The organism is Amycolatopsis albidoflavus (assembly GCF_039525725.1).
In the GTDB taxonomy this organism is placed as follows: domain Bacteria; phylum Actinomycetota; class Actinomycetes; order Mycobacteriales; family Pseudonocardiaceae; genus Amycolatopsis; species Amycolatopsis albidoflava.
The window spans coordinates 219,086-244,196 of sequence record NZ_BAAAHV010000008.1 but is presented as its reverse complement, the minus strand read 5'-3'; the positions used below and the strand labels follow the sequence as shown (position 1 = coordinate 244,196).

At 69.0% G+C, this 25,111-nt stretch carries 21 protein-coding genes; 15 read left to right on the top strand and 6 right to left on the bottom strand.

Translation table 11 applies throughout. From position 1 onward, the window contains the following. Position 1: 1 nt before the first annotated feature. Complete coding sequence (gene sucC / locus ABD156_RS11495) at positions 2-1,171, bottom strand: ADP-forming succinate--CoA ligase subunit beta (RefSeq protein ID WP_182894576.1); 1,170 nt, start codon at positions 1,169-1,171, stop codon at positions 2-4. A 151-nt stretch (positions 1,172-1,322) separates the two neighbouring features. Here sucC and ABD156_RS11490 point away from each other — a divergent pair, with 151 nt between their 5' ends. After that, positions 1,323-1,589 (top strand): hypothetical protein, encoded by a 267-nt coding sequence (locus ABD156_RS11490; RefSeq protein ID WP_344270492.1) that lies wholly within the window; start codon positions 1,323-1,325, stop codon positions 1,587-1,589. Positions 1,590-1,606: 17 nt separating this feature from the next. Here the strand turns inward: ABD156_RS11490 and ABD156_RS11485 are convergent, their stop codons facing one another. Beyond that, positions 1,607-3,727, bottom strand: a complete 2,121-nt coding sequence (locus ABD156_RS11485) for a hypothetical protein (RefSeq protein ID WP_344270489.1) — start codon at positions 3,725-3,727, stop codon at positions 1,607-1,609. 1,271 nt (positions 3,728-4,998) lie between these two features. Here ABD156_RS11485 and ABD156_RS11480 point away from each other — a divergent pair. Next, complete coding sequence (locus ABD156_RS11480) at positions 4,999-5,688, top strand: M23 family metallopeptidase (protein ID WP_344270486.1); 690 nt, start codon at positions 4,999-5,001, stop codon at positions 5,686-5,688. A gap of 1,423 nt (positions 5,689-7,111) precedes the next feature. On the opposite strand, the gene pcrA is transcribed toward ABD156_RS11480, so the two are convergent. Beyond that, on the bottom strand, positions 7,112-9,523 hold the full coding sequence (gene pcrA / locus ABD156_RS11475) for a DNA helicase PcrA (protein WP_344270483.1): 2,412 nt from the start codon (positions 9,521-9,523) through the stop codon (positions 7,112-7,114). Positions 9,524-9,657: 134 nt separating this feature from the next. On the opposite strand from pcrA, the gene ABD156_RS11470 reads away from it, so the two are divergent. From ABD156_RS11470 to ABD156_RS11440, 7 genes are all read left to right on the top strand, one after another. After that, positions 9,658-10,092: a DUF1707 SHOCT-like domain-containing protein gene (locus ABD156_RS11470; RefSeq protein ID WP_344270480.1), complete on the top strand. Its 435-nt coding sequence runs from the start codon at positions 9,658-9,660 to the stop codon at positions 10,090-10,092. A gap of 164 nt (positions 10,093-10,256) precedes the next feature. Then, on the top strand, positions 10,257-10,553 hold the full coding sequence (locus ABD156_RS11465) for a chorismate mutase (protein ID WP_344270477.1): 297 nt from the start codon (positions 10,257-10,259) through the stop codon (positions 10,551-10,553). 57 nt (positions 10,554-10,610) lie between these two features. Further along, positions 10,611-10,916, top strand: a complete 306-nt coding sequence (locus ABD156_RS11460) for a hypothetical protein (RefSeq protein ID WP_344270474.1) — start codon at positions 10,611-10,613, stop codon at positions 10,914-10,916. 347 nt (positions 10,917-11,263) lie between these two features. Further along, entirely contained in the window at positions 11,264-12,976 is a 1,713-nt protein-coding gene (locus ABD156_RS11455; RefSeq protein ID WP_344270472.1) for a hypothetical protein, read from the top strand. A gap of 256 nt (positions 12,977-13,232) precedes the next feature. Beyond that, a complete protein-coding gene (locus ABD156_RS11450) occupies positions 13,233-14,132 on the top strand; it encodes a hypothetical protein (RefSeq protein WP_344270469.1) in 900 nt (299 codons plus the stop codon). A gap of 212 nt (positions 14,133-14,344) precedes the next feature. Then, positions 14,345-15,982 (top strand): serine/threonine-protein kinase, encoded by a 1,638-nt coding sequence (locus ABD156_RS11445; protein ID WP_344270466.1) that lies wholly within the window; start codon positions 14,345-14,347, stop codon positions 15,980-15,982. 17 nt (positions 15,983-15,999) lie between these two features. Further along, the gene (locus ABD156_RS11440; RefSeq protein WP_344270463.1) at positions 16,000-17,166 is read left to right on the top strand and encodes a serine/threonine-protein kinase; all 1,167 of its coding nucleotides are present in this window, start codon (positions 16,000-16,002) and stop codon (positions 17,164-17,166) included. A gap of 7 nt (positions 17,167-17,173) precedes the next feature. Here the strand turns inward: ABD156_RS11440 and ABD156_RS11435 are convergent, their stop codons facing one another. Continuing rightward, the gene (locus ABD156_RS11435) at positions 17,174-18,076 is read right to left on the bottom strand and encodes a LysR family transcriptional regulator (protein ID WP_116206532.1); all 903 of its coding nucleotides are present in this window, start codon (positions 18,074-18,076) and stop codon (positions 17,174-17,176) included. 106 nt (positions 18,077-18,182) lie between these two features. Here ABD156_RS11435 and ABD156_RS11430 point away from each other — a divergent pair, with 106 nt between their 5' ends. After that, positions 18,183-19,091, top strand: coding sequence for a DMT family transporter (locus ABD156_RS11430; protein ID WP_344270456.1), 909 nt, complete (start codon positions 18,183-18,185; stop codon positions 19,089-19,091). Here the strand turns inward: ABD156_RS11430 and ABD156_RS11425 are convergent. Together ABD156_RS11425 and ABD156_RS11420 are read right to left on the bottom strand one after the other, a co-directional pair. Next, positions 19,088-19,756, bottom strand: a complete 669-nt coding sequence (locus tag ABD156_RS11425; protein ID WP_344270453.1) for a response regulator — start codon at positions 19,754-19,756, stop codon at positions 19,088-19,090. The genes ABD156_RS11430 and ABD156_RS11425 overlap by 4 nt on opposite strands. A 44-nt stretch (positions 19,757-19,800) precedes the next feature. Then, positions 19,801-21,060 (bottom strand): ATP-binding protein, encoded by a 1,260-nt coding sequence (locus ABD156_RS11420; RefSeq protein ID WP_344270738.1) that lies wholly within the window; start codon positions 21,058-21,060, stop codon positions 19,801-19,803. 253 nt (positions 21,061-21,313) lie between these two features. Here ABD156_RS11420 and ABD156_RS11415 point away from each other — a divergent pair, with 253 nt between their 5' ends. From ABD156_RS11415 to ABD156_RS11395, 5 genes are all read left to right on the top strand, one after another. After that, complete coding sequence (locus tag ABD156_RS11415) at positions 21,314-22,771, top strand: hypothetical protein (RefSeq protein WP_344270450.1); 1,458 nt, start codon at positions 21,314-21,316, stop codon at positions 22,769-22,771. 37 nt (positions 22,772-22,808) lie between these two features. Next, positions 22,809-23,300, top strand: coding sequence for a hypothetical protein (locus ABD156_RS11410; RefSeq protein WP_344270448.1), 492 nt, complete (start codon positions 22,809-22,811; stop codon positions 23,298-23,300). Further along, positions 23,300-23,857: a hypothetical protein gene (locus tag ABD156_RS11405; RefSeq protein WP_344270446.1), complete on the top strand. Its 558-nt coding sequence runs from the start codon at positions 23,300-23,302 to the stop codon at positions 23,855-23,857. Before ABD156_RS11410 ends, ABD156_RS11405 begins: the two co-directional genes overlap by 1 nt. A gap of 485 nt (positions 23,858-24,342) precedes the next feature. Further along, positions 24,343-24,750 (top strand): hypothetical protein, encoded by a 408-nt coding sequence (locus ABD156_RS11400; RefSeq protein WP_344270444.1) that lies wholly within the window; start codon positions 24,343-24,345, stop codon positions 24,748-24,750. After that, the gene (locus tag ABD156_RS11395) at positions 24,747-25,025 is read left to right on the top strand and encodes a hypothetical protein (protein WP_344270442.1); all 279 of its coding nucleotides are present in this window, start codon (positions 24,747-24,749) and stop codon (positions 25,023-25,025) included. Before ABD156_RS11400 ends, ABD156_RS11395 begins: the two co-directional genes overlap by 4 nt. Positions 25,026-25,111: the final 86 nt, after the last annotated feature.

The window sequence follows — 25,111 nt, the reverse complement described above, 5'->3', positions numbered from 1 at the left end:
CTCACGCACCTGCCGCGGCGAGCTCGGCAGCCTTGTCGGCCGCGTTGTCCATTGTGTCCACCACGGTGACCAGCGGGTGGTTCGCGTCGGCCAGGATCTGGCGACCCTCGACGACGTTGTTGCCGTCCAGGCGGACGACCAGCGGCTTGGTGGCCTCGTCGCCCAGGATCTTCAGCGCCTCGACGATGCCGTTCGCGACCGCGTCGCACGCGGTGATGCCGCCGAAGACGTTCACGAACACGCTCTTGACGTCGGTGTCGTTGAGGATGACGTCCAGCCCGGCCGCCATGACCTCGGCCGACGCGCCGCCGCCGATGTCGAGGAAGTTGGCGGGCTTCACGCCGCCGTGCTTCTCGCCCGCGTACGCCACGACGTCCAAAGTGGACATCACGAGGCCCGCGCCGTTGCCGATGATCCCGACTTCGCCCTCGAGCTTGACGTAGTTGAGGTTCTTGGCCTTGGCCTTCGCCTCGAGCGGGTTCTCGGCCTGCTTGTCGACGAGCTCCTCGTGCGCCGGGTGGCGGAAGGAGGCGTTCTCGTCGAGGGTGACCTTGCCGTCGAGGGCGATGATCTTGTCCTGCGGGTCGCGGACCAGCGGGTTGACCTCGACCAGGGTGGCGTCCTCGGAGACGAAGGTCTCCCACAGCTTCACCACGACGTCGGCGGCCTCGTCGATGATCTCGGCCGGGAAGTTGCCGGCCTTCAGGATCTCGAGCGCCGTCGCCTTGTCGACGCCCTTGATCGCGTCGACCGGGATCTTGGCGAGCGCGTCCGGGCGCTCGACCGCGAGCTGCTCGATCTCCATGCCGCCCTCGGACGACGCCATCGCGAGGAAAGTGCGGTTGGCGCGGTCGAGCAGGAAGGAGAAGTAGTACTCGGACGCGATGTCCGAGGCTTCCGCCACCAGCACGCGGTGCGTGATGTGGCCCTTGATGTCGAGGCCGAGGATGGCTTCCGCCTTCTCCTTCGCCTCGTCGGGCGTCTGGGCCAGCTTGACGCCGCCCGCCTTGCCCCGGCCGCCGACCTTCACCTGCGCCTTGACGACGACCTGGGTGCCGATCTGCTCCGCGGCGGCCTTGGCTTCTTCCGGGGTGCTTGCCACGGCGCCCGGCAGAACCGGTACTCCGTGGGCGGCGAAGAGATCCCTCGCCTGGTACTCGTAGAGGTCCACTACTCCAGTCTCCTGACGACACGCCACTGTGGTGGTCCGTTTTCCGGACCGCGCTGTCGGACCAGTCGAGGTTAGCGACCAGCGCAGACGCAGGGGACGCCGCACCTGGTGAAGTCGGTCACCGTGCGCGGTCAGAGGGTGTGCCGAGGGTGTGAGACCGCCCACCGACAAGCATTTCGACGGCCTTTTCGAGGCTTTCGGCACCCAGTTCGATCACGTCGGTGCCGTGAAGCGCTTCAGCGAGACCCTCGGGTATTGGACCGCCGAGGAGGCCCAGAATGTCTGGATCCTCCTGTTCGGTTGTCCGCACGATCTTTTCCGTCGTGTCCAGGTGTCCAACGTGGACGACTTCGAGACCGGCGTCGCGCAGCATTCTCGCCAAGGGAATTGCCGCGGTTTCTTCAGCCAGCTCCACTAGGACGACGCGCCGCGGGCTCACTTCTTCGCACCGGCGGCCGCGGTGACGGCGGCGACCACTGCCGCCGCTGTCGCGGCGAGCCCGAGCCAGAAACCCAGGCCCGGCTTCGCTGTAGAGAACAGGGAACTGACCAGTGGAATCTCGGCGACGTGCAAGGCAAGGAGCACCGCCGCTCCGGTCAGCCCCGCCGCCGCGGCGCCGGGCCGCGAACGCACGCTCAGCCCGAGCGTCCCGAGAACGACGAGCACCGCGGCGAGCAATCCCCACGACGGAGTGTCGAAATCGGACCAGAGACCGGGCGGCGCGTAATCCTGCGCGGTGAACACCGGCGTGCCGAACGTCGCGATCGCCAGTACAGCGGTGATTCCGGCCGGAAGCAGAACTCGGGATCGCGGCCCTTCGGTACCGGTGTCGTCGCGTTCCACGACGCCGGTCACCACCGCGGCCAATCCGGTAAGCCCGGCGAGCCCCAGCGCGATCGCGGTGAAAACGGCTCCCGCGCCGAGGTGGTAACTGATCGCGCCGCCGAGCCCGCCGAGTCCCGTCGCCTCGGAAGCGGTGATGGCGGTACTGAGCACGGCCGTTCCCGCGAGAACGACACCGGCCCACAACACCGCGAGCACCCCGCGCGCGAACGACGCGGTGCGGCTTGCGAGGAGGAAAGGTGTTGGCAGCACGACAAGAACTGCCGCGATCAGTAGTTGCAAGCGGGCCGGGCTGTCCGTGCTGTTGCCGAGTTGCGGAGCGTACGCGCCGATCGCCGCGGCGATTCCGGTCAGCAATGCCAGCAATGCGGTGAGCGCGCGCCACATAGTGAGCCCAGGGACGCGGGCCTCGCCAGCCAGGTCGGTGCGTTCGGTTTGGGTCTGCTGCGGTGTCGCAAGTGGAGTGAGGACGAGGACCAGCGCCATCGGCACGACGGCGAGATACGCACCGGTCGACACCCCCAGCCCCGACACGGCCAGCCCAGCGACGAACGTCGGCACCGCGACGGCGAGCACCGCCGCGACGATCCCGCCGAGCGTCCCTCGAGCGACCCCGTCGGACCCGGCGGAAACCCCGAGCACGGCGGCGACCGGCAGCGCGCCGGCGAGGAGAAGGTAACCGGCGAGCGCTAGCCCAGGACCCTCAAACGCTGACCGCGCAAGGAGAAACGGATCGTCGGAGAGGACCGGAGTCATCAGCAATCCGACCGCGGCGACTACGGCGAGCAGCGGAATGATCAACCGCCAGCGGCGTTTGTCGTCCCCTCCGGCGATCTCGTTGCGCTCGCGCACGACCTGCGCGGCCACGATTCCGGCGACGAGCGTGAGCAGGTGCCCGGCGATCAGCAGCCAGAACCCGATGCCTACGCCGCTGCGGTCGAGCAGCCGGTCCGGGAGATACAGCTCGGGGCGGATGGTTTTGGAGCCGTTGACGAGGAATTGGAGATCGAGGATCAGCCGTCCCGGCGCGAGAGCGGCGAGGCCGGTGACGAGACCGGCGGCCAGGCCGTGCCGCCCGCTGCGAGCCGCCGCGAACGCGATCCCGGCCGGGACTACGGCGAGGATCACGAGGAGCGGCCAGGAGAGGTAGCCGGGTCCGGCGTCGGGCGAGACGGGGGCGATGGCCCCGGCGGCGAGAGCCAGGGCGCCGAGGGCGAGGAGGGCGGTGGCGGCCCGGAGCCTTGGGGAGGGGGTTTGGTCGGCAAGGTCGAGGAGGGGCGTGTTCTCGCCTTGGCTCGAGTCTTTACGGCCGGGAATGGTGCGGGGCGCTGACCTTCGCTCGAACGGGTCAGCATCGGGTTTTTGGCGGCTGGTCAGGCCTGCCGGTGCGGCCTTGTCGCGCGGGTCCTTGGCAGGGGGCGCGTCGGAGGTCTCGGGTGCCGCGCCTTCTCCGCCGGACTGAGTAGCCGAGTTTTTCGCTCTTGACTCGTCGCTGCTGGAGGGGTCTGAACTTTCCGCGGTCGCCCCGGCACGGCGGGATGAGTCGGCGGGACTGTCGACCTGGTCCGATTTCGCGCGACCGGCGTCACGGCGGGCTCGGGCGCGGGCGGCGGCCTTGCGCTCGGCGAGGCTGGGACGCCGGGATCCGGCGGGACGGCCCGGGGTGTCCGGGGCGGAGTCGCCGTCGGGAGGCTCTGGGGTCGGCGGAGTCATCGCTCGCGACGCTAGCAAGGACCGGTCCCGGCAGGCGGACGGCAGGGCCGCCTCGACCAGGCCGGAACGCACTTGCGGGTGAATTCCGCGTCGGATGAACCTCGGGCCGTCCCCGTGCGTCTGACAGGTGCGAAGAAAAAATCCTCCGATCCGCGTAAGAGGGGCGCGGGCCGGAGGTCTCGACGGCAGAGGGACCGAAGGCCGGAGGGAGTGTCGAGGAAAAACTTCGGGGAAGTCGCGTAAGGGAGTGGCGTTCGGGGCGTCACTCCGGCGCGGGACGAAGCACGGGGACACATCGCGGGGGCGATGGACGAGGTCGGATGCCTGTTCGTGGCAGGCACCCGACCAGGCCGCGGAGGGGAGCCGCGGCGGGTGCCGGCAGGTCGTGGGGACGACGTGCCGGGACCGAGGTGGAGACGGCCGAGACCTGCCGGGGAGGGCAGGTGAACGGCCACCTCGCGGAGGGGAGCCGCGATCTCCGTCCCGGTCAGGCCGGGGAGGGCCTGACCGGGACGGAGACGGTCCGGTCGCCTGCCGGGGAGGACAGGCGACCGGGCCGGGTCGCGGAGTTGCGACAAGAACTGGCGGATCGTGGGGACGATCCGCCGGAGACGGGGATGGCCAGGGCCTGCCGGGGGGCAGCACGGACCGGGTCCCGGGCCTGGTTCATGTGGTTCCGGGGAGAGATCCGTCGCCGGAGAGTGGGCGCGAAGTGTCGCGAAGCGAAGCCGTCCAAGAGGGTCCGGGCGGGCCTGGCGCGAGTGAGCGCCATCACAGAACTCGGCGTGAAACTCCTTCAACGCACCTGGGCGGCCGGTTATTTCGTCCGCCAGGCCGCCGGGAGGGCCTTCGGGGCGTTGGGCCATCCGAAGGTATGTGACTCAAGCCACATCCAGTGAAGTAGTTCCCGATTAACTTTGGGTAGTTTCCACAGCTAGAAGCTCGATGCGTGCCACTCGTTCGGCCGAAAGCCCGGTCGCGCCTTGCTCATTGAGGCGCCGCTTCGTTACTGTCCTCCGGTCCCCATTACAGTCAGGTCACGAAGCAGAACGCTGAGCGAATCACCCCCGAGGTTCGTTCACGGGATCCCCCGCCCGAGTTCGCTTCCGCCCGGCTCCCCGACGATGGAAGGCCCTGTCTTGGCTTCACACCGCTCCCCCGGCGGCCAAGCCCCTTCCCCGGCGCTGAAAGACGCACTGGACGGTGCAGTCATCCGCGTCCGGGGACAGCACCGCATCTCCCCGCCCTCCTCCGCCCTTCGCGGACGGGTCGTGGTCGCCGCCGTCGCGGCCGGCGCGTTCGCCGCAGCCGCCGCCGGGCAGACCCTCAAGTCGACCAGCGGCGGGGACTCCGACGCCGCGGTCACCCCGCTCGCCAACGCACAGAACGCGAGCGCCTCGTTCACCCTCGGCAGCTCGGGCTCCGGGGGAGCTCCCGAACTGCTGCCGACCGGCCACGCCGTCGACGCCTCCGCCGAAGCCGCGAAGATGGCCGACAGCGCCAAGGTCACCAAGGCCCGCGTGCAGGCGGAAACGGAAGCCGCGCGCCAGGCCGCCGAAGAGGCCGCCCGCCCGAAGACCTGCATGCCCGCTCACGGCACGTTCACCTCCGGCTTCGGCGCCCGCTGGGGCACGAGCCACCTCGGCATCGACATCGCCAACTCGATCGGCACCCCGATCTACGCCGCCTCCGATGGCACTGTCATCCAGGCAGGCCCCGCCAGCGGTTTCGGCCTCTGGGTCCGCGTCCAGCTCGACGACGGCACCATCCAGGTCTACGGCCACATGAACAGCTTCTCCGTCCGCGAGGGCCAGAAGGTCAAGTGCGGTGAGCAGATCGCCGAGATCGGCAACCGCGGCGAGAGCACCGGCCCGCACCTGCACTTCGAGGTGTGGCAGGACGGCAGCAAGAAGATCGACCCGCGCCCGTGGCTTGCTGCCCGCGGCGTGAACGTCAACTGACCTGCTCGTCTCGTCCGCCGTCCGCTGACCTGCTCGTCCGCCCGCCGGTCAACCGGTGCAGCGACATCCGCTGTCGCGCGACGGGTGCCCTCTGAGCTTGAACGCACGTCTCGCCCGCTGGGCAACCCGGCGCATTGGCTCTGCCGCCGCGCGACGCACGCCATCTGAGCGTGGCCAGCACGTCTTGCCTGTCGGACAACTGGCGCACTGGGCATCTACTGCCCCACCGCGATCATCGCCTGAGCTTGAGCCGGACGGAGCGCCTGCCAGGTAACCAGTGCAGAGAGGCAACTGCCGCCGCCTCGATGGTCGCCATCTGTGCCTGAACCGCGCGGAACGATCCCTACGGCTAGCAGCGGAATCTGCTTCGCACGCAGCTGGTAGCGCTGAACCGCGCTGCGTGTGTACAGTCCGCGTGCCGCGGCAGAATATCGGTCAATCGGCCCTGCTTTCGTCGTGGTGCATCGAGTGGAAGTCGCTCCGAACAATCTGGTGCCGCAGGGAATCTGCGGCGATCTCCGCCAGGCCGCGTGTGAGCGTCTGGGATAGGCCTAGGCCGTCAGTGGGCATCACGGATCGTTGCCCGGAAGGCGACGGACGAAGTAGGCGACTGCCACCTGCCACACGGTGCAGAGGTCCGCGCGTCTTCGCCACGGCATCCATCGCGCGATCCTCTCGTCGGCGCGCGACGATCCTCCGCAGACGACGCATCTGCCGTCTGGCCCCAATGCGTGTTGCCTCAGCAACGCGCGCCACGCCGCGGCCAGCCGTGCCACATCCCCTGGCACGTCCCGAGCTGGCCGGATTGCCGTCCCCACAGCAACCGTCCCCGCGACTCTCCTCAGGTACTCCTGTACCCCAGCGGCAAATACCCCAAACAGCACCGCGTCCATCCCCCTGCGTCCCTTCCACAGCATACCGCATTTCATCGAACTTGTGTTCGATATAGCTCAGTATGCCGGAGGGGACCGACAAGATCGGCTGATCGCTGGAGGGTTCACTCGGTCCGGCGAAAGTTGTCCGGAACGGGGCGGGAGAGGGCGTCGTGGGCACCGGGCATGAGCGGCTCGCTGTGCCTTGGGAGCAGGGCAGCATCAGGAGCCGGAGGTTCCAGGGCTAGCTCCCCGAGAGCCATCCGGTGGCAGCGGGACGGCACCGCGCGGAGGGGAGGCCTGTGCCGGGTCGGGGATCTGCGCAGGCCAGTCTCTGCCTAGGCAAGCTGACTGACGCCTTGGGTGAGACGGAGAAATCCGGGAGGACGGTGGGCTGCGAAGGGCGGGGAGGAGGTGCGCCGGCCGGTTTGACAGGTTGGGCTGGAGCGTGGGTTGGGCTGACGCTATGACCCCCGCTGGGGAGAACGCACCACGGCACGGCACGGCACCGAGAGATCAACCCACCGAAACCGCCGAAATCCCAGCAGTTCTCAGAGTTTCACCATCGGCACGCTGCCGATCAGCATCAGCCGGACCTTGCCGGACGCTCCGAAGTCGATCGTCGCCGTCGCGCGCGGGCCGATGCCGTCGCACGAAATGACCGTGCCCAGGCCGTACTTGTCATGGCTCACCCGGTCTCCGACGTCCAGCTTCAGGGCCACTGTCTCCTTCCAGCCCTTTCCGAACGGCGAGCTCGAAGACGTCGACGTCGAGGACCGGCGGCCCCACGTCGTCGCGGCACGCGGGCCGGAGGAGGAACCGGAAGACGAGCCGAAGTTGCCGAAGCCCGGCGAGGACGGTTCGAGGCGCCGCCAGTCGACGAGATCGGGCGGCAGTTCGTCCAGGAAGCGGGAGGCCGGGTTCATCTGCGGCTGTCCCCATGCCGACCGAGTCAGGGCTCGTGACACGTAAAGTCGTTGCCGCGCACGGGTAATCGCCACGTAGGCCAGGCGGCGTTCCTCGGCCAGCTCCGCGGGATCGCCCAGGGCGCGCATGTGCGGGAACACGCCGTCTTCCCAGCCGGTGCAGAAGACGACCGGGTATTCCAGGCCCTTCGCGGTGTGCACGGTCATCAGCGTGACCACGCCCGCGCCGCCGTCGCCTTCCTCGCCACCGTCTGCCGCGGGGATCGAGTCGGCGTCCGCGACCAACGAAACCCGTTCCAGGAAAGCGGGCAGCGAACCAGGGGCGGGGACGCCGTCGTCCAGGACCAGTTCCGCGTTTTCGTCGTTGGTGACCTCGGCGGTGAACTCCGCGAATTCACGCGCCACCGTCACCAATTCGGTGAGGTTTTCGACGCGCGACGCGTCCTGCGGGTCGTCCGACTCCTCGAGTTCCGCGCGGTAGCCGGTGCGTTCCAGGACCGCTTCGAGCAGGTCGTGCACCTCGGTGCCGGACGACGCCATCTCCTGCAGCTCGTCCAGCAGCGTCACGAACCCGGTGATCGCCTTGGCCGAGCGCGGGTTCAGCAGCGCCACCTTGTCCTCGACCGCATCGCGCAGCGCGGCCCAGAACGAGATCCGTTCCCGTTCCGCGTGCGTGGCCACGACGGCTTCGGCACGATCGCCGATGCCGCGCTTGGGGACGTTGAGAATCCGCCGCAGGCTGACCGTGTCGTCGGGGTTCGCGAGGACGCGCAGGTACGCGATCATGTCCCGCACTTCGCGCCGCTCGTAGAACCGCACGCCGCCGACGACCTTGTACGGCAGGCCCAGCCGGATGAAGATTTCCTCGAACACTCGCGACTGGTTGTTGGTGCGGTAGAACACCGCGACGTCCGAGTAGTCCGCCTCGCCCTTCTCCGCCAGCGAGTCGATCTCCCCCGCGACAAACGCGGCCTCGTCGTGGTCGTTGTCCGACACGTAGCCGACGATCTTCTCGCCGTCGCCCGAATCGGTCCACAGCCGCTTGGCCCGCCGGTTGGGGTTGCGCGCGATCACCGCGTTGGCCGCGGACAGGATCGTTTGCGTGGAGCGGTAGTTCTGCTCCAGCAGAATCGTGTGCGCGTTCGGGAAGTCGCGTTCGAATTCCTCGATGTTGCGGATGGTCGCGCCGCGGAAGGCGTAGATGGACTGGTCCGCGTCGCCGACCACGCACAGTTCGGCGGGCTCGATCCCGGTATCCGTCGCCTCGGTGCCGGCGAGCACGCGCACCAAGGTGTACTGCGCGTGGTTCGTGTCCTGGTACTCGTCGACCAGGACGTGCCGGAAACGCCGCCGGTAGTACTCCGCGACGTCCGGGAACGCTTGCAGCAACGACACTGTCCGCATGATCAGGTCGTCGAAGTCGAACGCGTTCGCGCTCGCCAGCCTGCGCTGGTACTCGGCGTAGACCTCGGCGACCCGGCGTTCCAGGTCGTTGGCCGCCTTCGAGGCCGCCTCGTCCGGATCGACCAGCTCGTTCTTGAGGTTCGAGATGTGCACCGCGAGCGTGCGCGCGGCGTACTTCTTCGGGTCGATGTCGAGATCGCGCGCCACGAGCGTGATGAGCCGCTTCGTGTCGTCCGAGTCGTAGATCGAGAAACTCGACGACATGTCGAGGGTTTTCGCCTCGCGGCGCAGGATTCGCACGCACATCGAGTGGAACGTGGACACCCACATCGCGTTCGCGCGTTTGCCGACGAGCGCCGCGACGCGTTCGCGCATCTCGGCGGCGGCCTTGTTGGTGAACGTGATCGCCATGATCTCGCCCGGATGCACGCCGCGCTGCCCGAGCAGGTAGGCGATCCGGCGCGTGAGCACGCGCGTCTTGCCCGATCCGGCTCCCGCGACGACCAGCAGCGGACCTCCGGCGTGCGTCACCGCCTCGCGCTGGGCGGGGTTGAGGTCCTCGAGCAGGTCTGCGGTTCCCGGCCGGGCAGCGCGGGCGGGCGGGTCTGCGGGGAGATCGAAGAGGGTGTCCATCGTCTGTCAACGCTACCCCGGGGGTACGACAGTCCCGGAACAGCCACGGGGTCGGCCTGCGCTTGTCGACGTACGCCGCAGTGTCGCCTCGCGTCCGACGCGCGAGGCCGCCGCGGCGCGGAGCATCGAACGGTATGGACGACAAGATTCCCGCCCGGCTGAGGGCTTCCGACGGCGACCGCGAGCGCGTCGCCGAGACCATCCAGGCCGCCGGTTCCGAAGGACGGCTCACACTCGAAGAGGTGGAAGAGCGGCTGCGCGCGGTCTACGCCGTCCGCTACACCGACGAACTCGGCGAACTCACCTCCGATCTCCCCCGCCCGACGCCCGCCCGGCCGCGCGGCGGCGGTTGGCCGCTCACCCGGGCGGCCTTGCGCGAACATCCGGCGTTGCGCGTTCATCTCGGGATCGTCGCGGTGCTCGCGACCTTGCTGATCGTCCGATGGGCGATCGGCGGCGCGCTGTTCTTCTGGCCGGCGATGCCGCTGTTCTGGCTGTTCATCAGCCTTGTGCTGCACGCGCGGGTGCGGGCGTTCCGGCGGCGACCGGGTGCGCCTGTGCCATACTGAACCCGTGCGGCACAGCAGCGAGCGATTTTTTTACGGGACCCGGACTCCGGCTCCCGTGATCGCGTAGTGCCCCACCCGCCATCACCCGCAGCCCCGGAGTCCACTGGACCCGGGGCTTTCGCCGTCCCTGGGCCACAGGGAGTCCGGACTTCAGAGAGGTCCCGATGAACGCGCAGACGCAGAACGCCGACGGCCAGCCTTCCGAGCACACGCCGGCGGGCGAGGACATCTCGTCGCTTCGCGAGGAGATCGACTTCCTCGACTCCGAAATCCTCCGGCTCGTGAAGCGCCGGGTGGAGGTGTCGAAGACCATCGGCGCGGCCCGGATGGCCGCGGGCGGCACGAAAATCGTCTACAACCGCGAGATGGACGTGCTGGCGCGCTACCGCGAACTGGGTCCGGAGGGCCGTCAGCTCGCGATGCTTCTGCTGAACCTCGGCCGCGGCAGGCTGGGCCGCTGACGCGGTATCCGGGGCATCCCCGATTCGCGCCGCACGGAAACCGGGCAGACTGGACACATGATTAACATCATCGCCGTCATCATCGCTATCGCGAGCGTGCTGGCGTCCCTCGGCCACGTCGGCTACCTGGCAATGCTGAACAACGCGGCGGGCAAGCGGGCGGGCGGGGCTCCGGTGGCGCAGTACGTGCGCAGCCGCTGGGCGCTGGCCGGCGGTGCGACCGCGGCCTCGCTGTTCGCCTGGCTGCTCACTTCCGGCAACGTCGTGCTGGACATCCTCGCCATCGTCATCGCGGTCGGTAGCGGCGCGACGTCGGTGAAGGCCCTCCAGTCGACGCAGGCGAAGTACCGCAGCGGCGGCTGATTAGCCCCCGAACTGGGGAAATACCGGGCGGCATGCTGCGCTGCGTGACGTGCCGCCCGTTCGGGCGCGCCCGGTCGAGTGAAACCGGTGCAAGTTGCAGGATGGGTGAAGACATTCGCCTGCCGGTTTCCTACTGTGAAGTCCGTGAGGACCCTGGCGTCTGCGCCGGGCTATGCCCGGAGGACGCGCGGGAGCTGCGGCTCCGCGCGCCGTTCTCCGCGTGCGCGTGCATTTGCTCGGGAGTTCGCAAGTGTGGACGCAAGCGTCGTTCTCTTCCTCCCTGCTCCGTTCGGGTTGACGACCGCCCCGGCGCCGTCACGCCCCTCTCGCGGAGGGGTCGGACCGGCATGACGGGAAACACGATGGGCGGTTCGCGGCACGCTGACCGTCCCGGCGCGGTGTCGGACGCCGAGGTCACCGTCCCCGGACGGCACCGCGTCCGCGCCGACGGCACCTGGACTCCCGTGGTGCCCGCCCGCGCCGCCGGACATCACCGGCACCGCACCGGCGGCGGCCCGGCCGCTCCGGCGCAGCGCGGCAGCGAGAACCCGCAGCAGCGCGGCGCACCGGCCGCGCGCGCGAACCGGGTGCCCGATGACGGCAACCGCCCGGCCCCGAACCAGCCCGTTTTCCCCACCTCGAGCGGCACGTTGCCGATCGGCGAGCCCCCGCTGCCGCAGCCGCAGCGCCGCCGGGCTCCGGTCGAGCCGCAGGGCCGCCGAGCCCCGGTCGAACCTTCACGTCGCCAGGCCGCCGTCCCGGATCGGCTGGCCGAACCCCGCCAGACCGTCGTTTCCCCTGGCCAGCCGAGCCGCACCGCCGAATCGCAGAGCCGCACCGCCGCATCGCCGCGCCGACCGGCCGAATCGCAGAGCCGTACCGCCGAGCCGCAGAGCCGCCAGGCCGCCCCGCTTGCCCGGCAGCCGGAAGCCCAGAGCCGCCGCGCCGAATCTCGCGCCGCCTTCGCGCCCCCGCAGGACCGGATCCCCGAGGAGCACCGCGCCTTCGCCCCGCCGGAGAGCGCGCTCCCCCAGCCGACCCGGCGCACCCGGCAGGAACGCGTCGCGACCACCTCCGCCGCGCTGGCCAGCCGGCCGGAAAGCCCCCGCGAGCGCGTCGAACTGAACCCGGTCTCCGAAGAGCCGCCCCGGCGCCAGCGCGTCACCCTCGGCGAGCCGGCCGTCTCGAAGCAGGAAACGCAAGAACAGCAGGACGACGAGGTGCGCGTGTACGCCGCGCCGCTGCTGGACGGCCTCGGCACCTTCGACCTCGGCTCCGTGCCCGCTTCGGTCACCCCGCCGAAGACCTGGCGCAAGGCCGCGTGGTTCGCCACCGGCGCGTCCGGCGCGGTGGTCGTCGGGCTGCTGTTCGCCGGGACGTTCCTGGTCGGCGGGCCCACCACCACGACGACCGACGCGGTCGGCGGCGGAGGCTGGCCCGGCAGGCAGAACGGCGGCAACCCGAACCTCAGCGCGCTCATCCCGAACGGGCAGCACGGCGGCGTCGGCGGCAACGTCCCGCGCAGCGGCGCCAGCACCAGCCCGGACGGCGTCACCTCGGACAACGGCACGCACCCGCAGCAGGGCCCCGGTCCGAGCAGTTCCGCGAGCAGCAGCTCCACCGGCGTGACCACGTCCGCGGGCCCTGGCACCGGCAGCAAGACGTCCGCGCCGACCACCACGGACACGCCCTCGTCCAGCGAGCCGCCGGAGAAGCCGCCGGTCACTCCCGCTCAGCGGGAAACGAAGGACCCCTACTTCACCGCCGCCGACCCGAACACCATGGGCAACAACTCGGAGAAGTTCTTCAACAACGTCACCACCGACCCGTCCGAGGCCTCGTCGGTCACGTCCGGCGACCTCAAGCAGCAGGGTCCGCAGGGCCTGCGCAAGCGCTACGCCGGCGTCGCGTACTTCGAGGTCAAGAAGGTCACCATCGACCCGCAGCACGGCACCACGGTGAACACCGTCGAGGTCACGCACGAGGACGGCAGCAAGAGCACCGAGCAGCGCACCCTCACTTTCGACGACAACGGCAAGATCACCGACGACGGCCGCTGACCAGCACACTGTCTGCAAATGCTGATGCACGTGCGGAGCGGTGAGCGGTTGTTCCCTCGTCCGGTTGGGTGACATAAGCTGCCGTTCGTCGTACGACGGCGGCATTCCGGCGACGGAGTCTGGCGGCAGCCGGTCGGCACAGGGTTACCTGGCGACTACAAGGCCCGGCGCCGACCACGAATCGGCTGTCCGGACCGCCCCGGGGACACCGCCACCGTGTCGTGTCCTGCCCCGAACCCCCAGAGCGAGGACTTTCGTGCTTGAACGGCAGCGAACCCGGCGAGAACCCGACGCCGTGCGCGTCGAGGACGTGATCCCGCCGGAGCTGCTCGAGGACGTGGCCGAAGCCGACCGCGAGTATCTCGAGCAGGTGTTCCGCGAACCGCAGAAGTACCTGCCGCCGCGCAGCCGCCGTCCGGTCGTCCGGGCCGCGGAACCCGTGGAAGAGCCCGAGAGCAAGCTCGCCCGCCGCGCGAAGCTGGCCGGGCTCGTCGGGGCGGGCGCGCTCGTCGCCGGCGCCGTCGTCACCGCCTCGCTGCTCAGCGGCGGACCGCGGCCCACCGTTCCGGTCGCCGAGGAAACCGCGATGCCGGCCGGGTTCAGCGGCGCGGCAGCGCTCGGCGGCCAGGCCGTCCCGCAGCAGCGCAAGAGCCACTCGTCCGGCGGCACGACGTCGGGGCAGAGCGAAAGCACGACGCAGTCCAAGCACACCGACTCCGCGGCCACGACGCCGTCGAATTCGGGTGCCGCGACTCCGCAGACCACCTCCGGCACCTCGTCGTCTTCCGCGCCGAGCGCCCCGTCGTCGGCAGAGTCGCACAAGAAGTCCGCCACCTCGTCGGCGGCCGCGCCGGATCCGGTGAAGCTCGAAGCGGTGCGCAAGTTCTACGCCTCGATCGACCACCAGCCCGAGAACGCGCTTTCGCTGCTCGCCCCGAACGTCGCGCGCGGCGAAACGGGCGATCTGGTCCGCGCGTGGAGCGGCGCCGATTCGATCGACGTCCAGGAACTGCACGTCCAGGACGACGGCTCGGTCTTCGCCGTGGCGCTGGTCCACCAGGCCGACGGCACCCTGGTGCGCGTGACCCAATTGTTCGACGTCGTCGAGCAGGATGTGATCTCCCAGGCCCGCGTCCTGTCCGCGGTCTACTCCTGACCTGCGCGAACGTGGTTGTGCCGGGTCGTCGGAAGTGTGCCGCGTGCGTGTGCGCAGAGTGAGCGCCTAGCCTTGTCACGGGTCGGTCTCGGCAAAACCGGCGCACGGTCCACAGCAGGTGCCTACGCTCCGGTGCTGCGGCGGGTTCGAACTCACCCCTTTGGGGTAGACAAGTCCCGCCCCGGCAAGTCGGAGCCCCAAAGGGAGGTCGCGTGAGCGACGAGGGTCGTCTGGTCGCCGACCGGTACCGGATCGTCGGAAAGATCGGTTCCGGCGCGATGGGGGCCGTCTGGCGCGCCCACGACGAGGTGCTGGGCCGTACGGTCGCCATCAAACAGCTTCTGCTCCAGCCCGGGCTGGAGAACCACGAGGCGGAGGACGCCCGGCAGCGCACCATGCGCGAGGGCCGGATCGCCGCCCGGCTGCACCACCCGAACGCGATCACCGTGTTCGACGTCGTCACCGACGACAACGGCCAGCCCTGCCTGATCATGGAATACCTGGCTTCTACCAGCCTGGCGCAGGTGCTGCAGGAAAAGGGCACGCTGCCGCCGCTGGAGGTCGCGCGGATCGGCGCGCAGATCGCCGCCGCACTGCGCGAGGCGCACGCGGTCGGCATCGTGCACCGCGACATCAAGCCGGGCAACATCCTGCTCGCCGGCAACGGCACCGTGAAGATCACCGACTTCGGCATCTCGCGGGCCAAGGACGACGTCACGGTCACCAAGACCGGGATGATCGCGGGCACCCCCGCTTACCTGGCCCCCGAGGTCGCGATCGGCGGCGACCCCGGCCCCGAGTCGGACGTCTTCTCGCTCGGCTCCACGCTGTACGCCGCCTGCGAGGGCCAGCCGCCGTTCGGCCTGTCCGAGAACACGCTGAGCCTGCTGCACGCGGTCGCCGCGGGGCAGATCAACCCGCCTCGGCAGTCCGGTCCGCTGGCGAGCGTGCTCGCGGTACTGCTGCACCCGGAGACCCAGCACCGGCCCACCGCCGAGGAATGCGAGGAGCTGCTGTCCGCCGTCGCGCGCGGCGAGACCCCGCTCGGCGGCCCGGACGGCGAGACGATGATGGCCTCGTCCTCGGGCACCCTCGGCGCTGCCGCACTGGGCGCGGCGGGCGGCGCGGCCGCGGCCGGTCTGCTGCACCACGACGACGAGCAGGGCCACTCCGGCACGCTGCTCGACGACCCGGGCGCCACGCAGCAATACGACCCGAGCGCGCAGCAGTACTACGGCGAGGACCCGTACCCGCCGGGCTCCGGTTACCCGGAGGACGACTACGACGACCACGGCTACCACCAGGACGGCTACCAGGAACCGCCGCTGTACGGCGACCCCAGCCGCAACGGCCTCGCCGCCACGCGCGCGGTCCCGGTGCCGGACCACTACGAGGACGACCCGTACGACGAGGACCCCGCACCTCGCACCCGGGTGCAGACCGCGCCCGAGGACGACGAGGACGAGAAGCCCGGCGCTTGGAAGAAGCCCGCGCTGATCGGCGGCGTTGTGGTGGTCGGCCTGGTCGCGCTCGGCGTGTGGCTGCTGACCCCGGGCAATCCGCCGGATGCCTCGCAGCCGGCACCGCCCGCTTCGTCCTCCGCAGTGGCGCCGACATCCGTCACACAGCCGCCTTCGGAAGCAACCACTACGTCCCCGCCTACGTCTTTCCGGGAAAGCTCAACACGAGAGACGCAGTCGACGCGGCACTCGCGGAAGTCCACTACGGCGGAGGACACTCCGACGCAGGATCAGCCGTCGAGGACGCGGGAGTCACCGACGTCGTCGGCAACCAAGCCGAAGCCGTCGGAAACCTCGGCAACGGCACCGCCGACGGGTCCGTCCAGCTAAGCGATCCAGGGACAGCATTGAGTTCAGAAGGCAGCATCGTCGGCGAGCGGTACCGGCTCGACCAGCCGATCGGGCGCGGCCGCGCGGGCATCGTGTGGCTCGCGTTCGACACGCGGCTGTTCCGGACCGTCGCCGTCAAACGCATGTACCTGCCCGTCGGCCTGCCGACCGACCGTGCCGAACAGGCCCGCGCGATGGCGATGGAAGAGGGCAAGGCCGCGGCGCGGATCGACCATCCGTGCGCGATCACGGTGTACGACGTGCTGCCCGACGGCCAGGACGTGTGGCTGGTGATGGAGTACATCCCGTCGCGCGGGATGTCGGTGTTCCTCGCCGAGCACGGCCGCCTCACCCCGGAGCAGGCCGCGTTCCTGGGCATTCAGCTGGGCGACGCGATGGCGTCGATCCACTCGGCGGGCATCGTCCACCGCACGCTCGAACCGAACACTGTGCTGCTTGCCGACGACGGCAGCGTCAAGCTGACCGACATCGGCATCACCGGCGGGGGTCCGCACGCCGCTTACCGGGCGCCTGAGGTCACCCGGGGCGCTCCTCCGTCGGCAGCTGCAGACGTGTTCTCGCTGGGCGCGACGCTGTACACGGCGGTCGAGGGTGTGCCGCCGTTCGGCGACGACGGCCAGTCCCCGGAACGGCCGCCCGAGAACGCGGGTCCGCTCGCCGGGGCGCTGCAGAAGATGCTGCGCGCCGAGCCGTCAGCTCGGCCGACCATGGACGACACCGTGCACGCGCTGAAGGCGATCACCGTCGGACGCGAGCAGACCGCGTTCATTCCGCCGACCGCGCCCGCGCTGCCGACCGTTCCGGCGTCGCGGCCGGTGCCGACACAGCAGCCGAACCTGGCCGAGGCCACTCAGCAGATCCAGCCGGACGCCACCCAGCACATCATGCCGCCGCAGCAGCCGATGCCCGCGCAGCAACCGGCTCCGCTCATGCAGCTTCCGGTCCAGCAGGTGCCGCAGGCTCCCGCTCCGGCGCAGCCGATGCAGCAGCAAGCCATGCAGCAGCCGACCGCCCGCTACACGCCCACCCCGGCGCAGCAGGCCGCGTCCGCACAAGCTGTTCGCGAGAAGGCGGCCGCGCGTCGGCGGATCATCCTCACCGTCGCGGCGATCCTGTGCGCGATCCTGATCGGGATCGGCGTTTCGCAGCTGCTGTTCGTCTGAGCTGGCGTCAGGCGACGTTCTCGGTCGCCTCTTGCATGGCTTCGAGGAAGGTCTGCACGGCTGGGCTGCCCGCGACCCGCGCGGCCACCGCCGCGTGAATGTGCCTGCTCGGCTGCGGATTGCGGACGCGGCGCACCACCACGCCCGGATGCGGTGTGCCGAGACCCAGTTCCGGAACCAGCCCGACGCCGAGCCCGGCGGCGATGAACCCTTGCGCCGACGGATAGTCCTCGGACTCGACCACGACGTTCGGGTGGAACCCGGCCGACGCGCAGGCGCCTTCGAGGATCGCCCGGCACGCGCCGGGGATCGGGTCGACGCCGACCCACGGTTCGTCGGCGAGGTCGGTCAGGTCGAGAACCCGCTTGCGGGCCAGCCGGTGCGCACGCGGCAGCACCGCGCGGTACGGATCGTCCAGCAGCGGCACCAGCTCGATCCCCCGGCCCGGCTCCGACGGCCGCGGGTACACGATGATCGCCAGGTCAGCGCGGCCTTCTTCGACCTCGGTGAGCGGGTCGCCCGGGTCGATGAGCTTGAGATCGAGCCACACGCCGGGGTGTTCGCGGCGCAGCGCGGCCACCGCGTACGGCACCATCGTCGCGCCCGCGGTGGCGAAGTAACGAATGGCGAGCTTGCCGGTGCGGCCTTCCTTCAACTCGGTGAGCGCGGCCTCGGCTCGGGCCAGCTCCGCGCTGAGCGTCTCGGCGTGTTCGGACAGCAGCGTCCCCGCCGGAGTCGGCTGGACGCCGCGACCGACGCGTTCGAGCAACGGCGTACCCGCTTCGCGTTCCAGCACCGCCAACTGCTGGCTGATCGCCGACGGCGTGTACCCAAGATTCCTTGCCGCAGCAGTGATCGAACCGCTCGTGATCACCGCGCGCAGCACCTGCATGCGCCGTACATCGAGCATGGTCTCGATCCTACAGCTTTGCTTAATCGTCCCTGCAGTTATTTTCGCTTGTCCTTACACCTCGTCGCGGCGAAGCTGGCGGCAGAGGCGAAGGAAGGAATCTGGGGTGGGCGAGACGAAGACGCTGCTGAGGATCGCGGCGCTCGCGTTGATGTGGGGTTCGAGTTTTTTCTGGATCAAGCTCGGGCTCGCGGCGTTTTCGCCGGTACAGCTGGTGCTCGCGCGGCTCGTGCTCGGCGCGGCAGTGCTGCTGGCGCTGTGCCTGATCGGCCGCCGGAGCCTGCCCGCGGAGCGACGCACCTGGGGGCATCTGCTGGTCGCGGCGTTCTTCCACAATGCCTTGCCATTCCTGCTTTTCGCGGTCGGCGAGACCACTGTGGACTCCGGCATCACCGGGGTGCTGAACTCCACCACGCCGCTCTGGGTGCTCGTGGTGGCCCCGTTCCTCGGGGTGTCAAACCGGATGAACGCCACGCGGATCGCCGGTCTGGTGATCGGGCTCGGCGGGATCCTGCTGATTTTCGCGCCGTGGCAGGCGTCCGGATTGCTCAGCTGGGGCGCGCTGGCCTGCCTCGCCGCCGCGGCGAGCTACGGGTTCGCGTTCGTCTACGAAGGACGGTACCTGTCGAACACCGGCTCCTCGCCGTACGCGATCGCGGCCGGGCAGATGCTGCTGGCCACTGGGTTTCTGGTGCTGGCCATGCCGTTCGGCGGGTTCACGCCGGTGCACCTGAGCCCGGTCGCGGTGATCGCGGTGGTGATCCTCGGCCTCGGTTCGACCGGGATCGCGTTCGCCCTCAACTACCAACTGCTGGCGAGCGAAGGCGCGGTGGCCGCGTCGGTGGTCGGCTATCTGCTGCCGGTGGTGTCGGTGCTGCTGGGCGCGGTGTTCTTGCACGAACAGCTGAACCTGCGCGTGATCGCGGGCATGCTCGTGGTGCTGGTCGGCGTCGCGCTGACCCGGTTGCAGCGCAAAGCGGCGGTGGCTCCGGAAGAAGAACTGACTCCGGCTTAGACGAGGCGGCGGTCCGAGGCCCAGCGGGACAGCTCGTAGCGGTTGGACAGCTGGGTCTTGCGCAGGACGCTCGACACGTGCGTCTCGACCGTCTTCACCGAGATGAACAGCTCGGACGCGATTTCCTTGTACGCGTAACCGCGGGCGAGCAGGCGCAGGACGTCGCGCTCGCGCGGGGTCAGCAGGTCCAGCTCGGGGTCGTTGATCGGCGCGGAGCCGGGACGGTCGGCGAAGGCGTCGAGGACGAACCCGGCCAGGCGCGGGGAAAACACCGCGTCGCCGTCGGACACCCGGACCACCGCGCGGACGAGTTCCTTCGACGAGATCGTCTTGGTGACGTACCCGCGCGCGCCGGCGCGGATGACCGCGATGACGTCCTCGGCGGCGTCGGACACCGAGAGGGCGAGGAACACGACGTCCGGCAGCTCCGGGCGCACGCGGCGGAGCACCTCGGCTCCCCCGCCGTCGGGCATGTGGACGTCGAGCAGCACGACCTGCGGACGGGTGCGCGCGATGCCGGCGACCGCCTCGGCGACCGATCCGGCCTCGCCGACGACCTGCACCTCGTCGGTGATCGAATCCAGCTCCGTGCGCACTCCCGCGCGGAACAACGCGTGGTCGTCCACGAGGAAGACCTTGACCGGTTCCCGCTGGCTCTCCGTCACGACTGCCCACTCCCTCGCTTCGCCTGCCCCCGAGCATAGCGAGGTCACGCCACCCCTTTGCTCGCTTTCACCGGCATGGCGAGCTGGACCTCGGTGCCTTCGCCGGGCGCGGTGCGCAGCTTGCAGGTGCCGCCGTGGCGTTCCATCCGGCCGCGGATCGAGTCGGCGAGGCCGTGCCGGTCGGCGGGCACGACGTCCGGATCGAAGCCCTTGCCACGGTCGCGCACGAACACAGTGACCTCGGTGGGCTCGACCTCGGCGAACACGCTGACCTCGTCGACGCCGGCGTGCTTGGCCGCGTTGACGATCGCCTCGCGGGCGGCCTGCACCAGCGCGGTGAGCGGCGGGTTCAGCTCGGCGTCGCCGACCACGACCTGGCCGACCGAGATCGCGAACTGGTCCTCGACCTCGCCGCACGCCGCCGCGAGCGCCTCGGACAGCTGCTGGCGAGTGCCTTCTTCCTCTTCCTTGGTCCGCTTGTCGCTGGGTTTGCCGTAGCCGCCGGGGCCGTACAGCCAGCCGCGCAGCTCGCGCTCCTGGCCGCGCGCGAGGCGGGCGACCTCGGCGGGCTGGTCGGCCTGGCGCTGGATCAGCGCGAGGGTCTGCAGCACGGAGTCGTGCAGGTGCGCGGCGATCTCGGCGCGCTCGTCGGTGCGGATGCGGGCCTGGCGTTCCTCGCCGAGGTCGCGGACCAGCCGCAGCCAGAACGGAACGGTGAGGACGGCGACGCCGATCAGCGTCGCGAGCACCGCGATCAGGGCGAACTTGACCTGGTCGAAGTCGCCGCTGGCGAACACTACGAAGCCGATGCCGGTGGCCACCAGCGCGACCCCGGCGAGAATCCGGACGATCGCCGCGAGCCGTCCGCCCTCACCGACCAGGCCGTCTCGGGCCCCGACGCGCCAACGCCGCCGCTGCGACTCGTCCGCCTCCCGCCAGACGACCGCCGCACCGAGCGCGGCGAGCGCCAGCGGCACCGCGACCCAGCCGCGGATGGCTCCGGTGAGCGTGCTGCTGGCGATCGCGAGGCCGATGCCGAGCGCGATCAGCCCGTACGCCTGCTGCCGGTCGCGGGCCTTGGGCGCGGTTTCGCTTTCCTCGGAGCTCTGCGGCACGAACACCCAGAGCAGGCCGTACGCGAGCAGGCCTGCCCCGTTGAGCGCGGCCAGCAGCGCGAACACGACGCGGACCCAGACGACCGGAACCCCGAGATGGTCCGCGAGCCCGCTCGCGACGCCCGCGACGGCCCGCCCGGAGCGTCGCCGGTACATCTTGGGCCGCGGTTCGGGTTCGGCGACCTCCATCGCCTGGGCGGACACGAGTGCCGAGGGCTCCTCTTCGGCCGAGGAAACCCGCCCTGGGGCACTGATGTCGAGAAAGTCCTGCACGAGGTCCATCGTCACACGCGGGAGCGGCGCGGACATCGGGGAAGGCCCTGATCAATTCCCCCAGACGGCCGCCGCCGGGGAAATTCCGCGAACCTCCCTGCCGCCCGCCGGGACTCGGTACGATGCAGGGGGCGAGTGATCACAGTGCGTAAACGGGCGGGGAGGCCGGATGACCGAGCAGCATCGCGCGGAGCACGTCGAGTCCGCAGGCGATTACTACGCCCGGACGCAGAACGTGAACCAGATCTTCTCCGTGGGCGTGGACTCGCCGGAGACGCGCAGCGCGACTGAGCGGGATGCCTCGCAGTACTCGGTCCAGCAGGGCCAGCAGCTGCTCGAGGGCCAGCAGACCAGGGGCGACGCGCCCGCGCCGGACGCGAACTACGCGTCGTACAGCCACGAAGACCTGCACAAAATGGTCAACGAGGGCTTGGACTTCAAGGGCATCAACGAACGCAGCCGCGTGACGAACTTCTACGGCAACTGGCTCGCCGACGTGTCCAACCAGTTCCGCGACGCGGCCAGTACCGCGGGTGCGGAGTGGCAGGGCACGGCCGCGACGCAAGCGCATTCGTTCTTCCAGAGCACGGCCGATCACACGGAGAAAACCGGCAGCGCGATGCAGCTGGTGTCGAACCGCTACTCCCAGCAGTCCGCGGCGGCCGACTACGCGCACAAGAACATGCCGGAGCCCACTGGGTTCGACCAGAAGGCCGAGATGGCCAAGGCGACCGAGCAGTTCCAGAACGGCAACCCGTTGCAGGGCGTGATCGCGATGGGCGACGTGGCGGCCAAGCAACAGCAGGCCGACGCGGCGCACCAGCAGGCGGTCCAGGTGATGCACGGGTTGGACACGACGTACCACGAGACTTCTACTACGCAGCCGGTTTATTCTCCGCCGCCGCAGATGAACAACGACAGCACGCATGCGAGCAGTGCCGCACCGGTGACTGTTCCTGGCGGGGCTTCGAGCGGACCTTATTCCGGTCCTGGTGGGTCCGGCCCGGTGACTGGCGGGCCCGGGAATGGGTTCACGGGCCCGAATCCGCCGGTCGGCAATCCTCCGCCCAACTCCTTCCCGCCTCCGGGAGGAGGGAATCCTCCGGGTGTTCCTTACAGCCCCGGGCCGGGAATCAACACTGGTACTGGGCCGCTGAGCAACCCCTCGGTGCCGGGGGGCGGGAACAACCTCCGGACCACGCCGGGCATCGGCGGGCGACTTTCTCCGGAGGGGCTCGCTTTGGGCGGGGGCTCCGGCCCCGGCTCGGGCTCCGGTTCCGGCGAGGACACGCCGCGCAGCCGGTCAGGCAGCGCTGGTCGAGGTGGCGCCGGTGGTCGCGTGACCGGCGGTGCCGGTTCGGGTGGCTCCGGGAAGCCGAGCGAGTCCGGCGGCAAGGGCGCTGCTGAACGGCTTGAACGCGGCGCTACTGCTGCTGCGAACGCTGGGAAGGGCGGAAAGCCCGGTGCCGCGGGTGCTGGCGCGGCGGGTGCGGGCAAGAAGAAGGAAGAGGACAAGGAACACAAGAACAAGATCCCGACGCAGATCGATCCGGACGAGGTCTTCGAGGTCAAGCCAGAACGAGGACCGGACGGGGAAAAAATCACTCCCCCGGTTCTCGGCGGCTGATTCCCCTCACTCGAACAGACATATCTAGGAGCAATCGATGGCAACCGCTTGGGACCCGAAGCCCTCGGCCGGAAGCTCTCCCGCCGCGGGCACCGCAGGCAACGACTTCCTGGCTGGGCTCGCCGAAGGCCCGGGCAGCCACGAAGCCGCGGAGAAGATGAAGACCGCTGGAAACGCGCTGAAGACCTTGGCTCAAAACGGCTCTTTCGCAGTCAACGAGGCCGGCTTCAACGCATACCTGAAAGCATGCGATTTTTTTCTCAGCGGATACAATCAGATGGCGCACGACCTGGCCGTCCTCGCCCAATTCGCTGAGATGGGAAGCTCCCAGTACGCAGTCTTAGTAGCGGGTTTCAATGTTGAAGTGGCAGCGGTAGGCGACGACGCAATGCTGCCCAACTTGATCCTGATGAGGGACGCCGTCGAAACCGCCAAAGAAGCCCTTGCCATTGCGCGCAAAAACTACCGGGAAGCTGAAAGCGCGCACACCCAGTCCTTCGAGCAGCTGAACAGGAAACTTGACAACTAGTGATCACATCGCGAACCTCTAGCCTCCTAGTTCTGCTCGGTGCGAGCGCGATCGCGCTGACTGCGTGCGACAACTCTGTCGGCGGCACCGCGGCACCAGGACAAACGGCCTCCGCAGCTCCTTCCGCACCTCCGCCTTCCTCGGCAAATCCCTTCTCCGCAAGGAACCAGTGCGCCCTGCTTGACCAGCTTCTAGCAGGGCAGGGGTACCCGAAAGCAATCCCTTCTGTCGCTGATTCAAAACGCTCCTGCGCCGCCCAGAAGCCCGGAGACGGTCTAGACGCGACCGTTGTCGGACTCACCCTGCAAGACGGCCAGCGCTACACCGACAATGTCGCCAACCCCAGCAAAACCCGCACCGGCAAGGTCAACGGCACTCGCCCCGTTCTCGAAGAGCGGGAGCCACTGGGCTCAAGCGGTCAATGCATGCTGAAGCTGGCCGTTGAACCCAATTCGCGAGCAATCATCGACGTCACCAGCGGTACCGACACCGACGCCGCGTGCAAGACCGCGGAAGGCCTGGCTGACAAATTGGATCCGCTCCTTCCGAAAAGCTAGCAGACGGAAGAAGCACAATCAAAACTATCCATCGAAGACGAATTGCGACAACGCCACGACGAACCCGCATCGCGCTTCAACATGATCAAAAGCACAGGGACAATATCCAGAACCCCGCCTCGGCGCACGACGGGAAGCCTATCGAGCAACGTGACTTGCCCGGTTCGCCAGGCGGTTGCCAGATAGACATGGAGGCTGGACCAACGCGCGCAACTTGGCGATAGTACTGACCGGCGAAGATGCCGCAGCCGCCTGATGTTGCGACCGCACCGGACAAGCAACTTCCCCAAAGCTATAATTTACGAGAATCCGACTAGCGCTCGACATGTCTGGATAACATAACTTGCGAGCCTCGATATTATTCGGCGTCGCTTGACGCAATCGCGGGAGTGCTGACCGCATGCGACAGCACTGTCCCACGCCGGCAACGTCAACGGTGCCCCCTGATCGAGGAACGCCAGCCCATCGACTCGAGTGGATCATGTTTGATCACGCTGGCTGTCGCGACCAACTCTCGTACAGTTATCGATGTCACAAACGGCAGCGACACTGACATAGAAGGCGAGGCAGTGCGAAAACTGGCGGCCAACTGGATCCACTTCTTCAGAAAAACTGATCTAGCCATATGGGAAGTTGCATTGCGAATCTTAGGTTTTCTTCTCACGTTGGGCGCTGCAGCCATCCTGGTCACCGCGTGCGACAACTCCGTCAACGGCAAAGCAGCTCCGAGCACACCAGCTTCTCAATCCGCCTCCGCCGGAAACCCCTTCGCAGCCCGGAACCAGTGTGCCCTGCTTGATCAAATATTGGGCGGGGCAGGCTACCCCCCAGCGAAACCCTCTATCGCACAAGAACGCAAAGCCTGCGTCACCCAAAATCCAGCGGCGGCTTGAACGCCACCAACGTAGGGCTGCTCCTGCAAGAGGAACAGCGCTACGACAGCGACGTCAAGAACACCGCGCAAGCTCGCAGCGGAAGCCTCGGCGGCCGGAAGTTCGTCGAAGATCCCGCCGAGCTGGGGGCAGCCGGCCAGTGCACGATATCCATGTCGGTCCAGACCAGTTCTCGCGCGATCATCACCGTGACCGGCGGCAATGACACTGCCGCCTCTTGCAAGACCGCGGAGGACCTGGCGACCAAACTGGACCCGCTCCTCCCTAAGGGCTGACCCTCCCGCGCTCCCCGCGAGGCCGCCGCCTCCCTCGGTCGGCCAGTCAACGCAAAACCCACGACCGCACCGCGTCAGGGACCGAT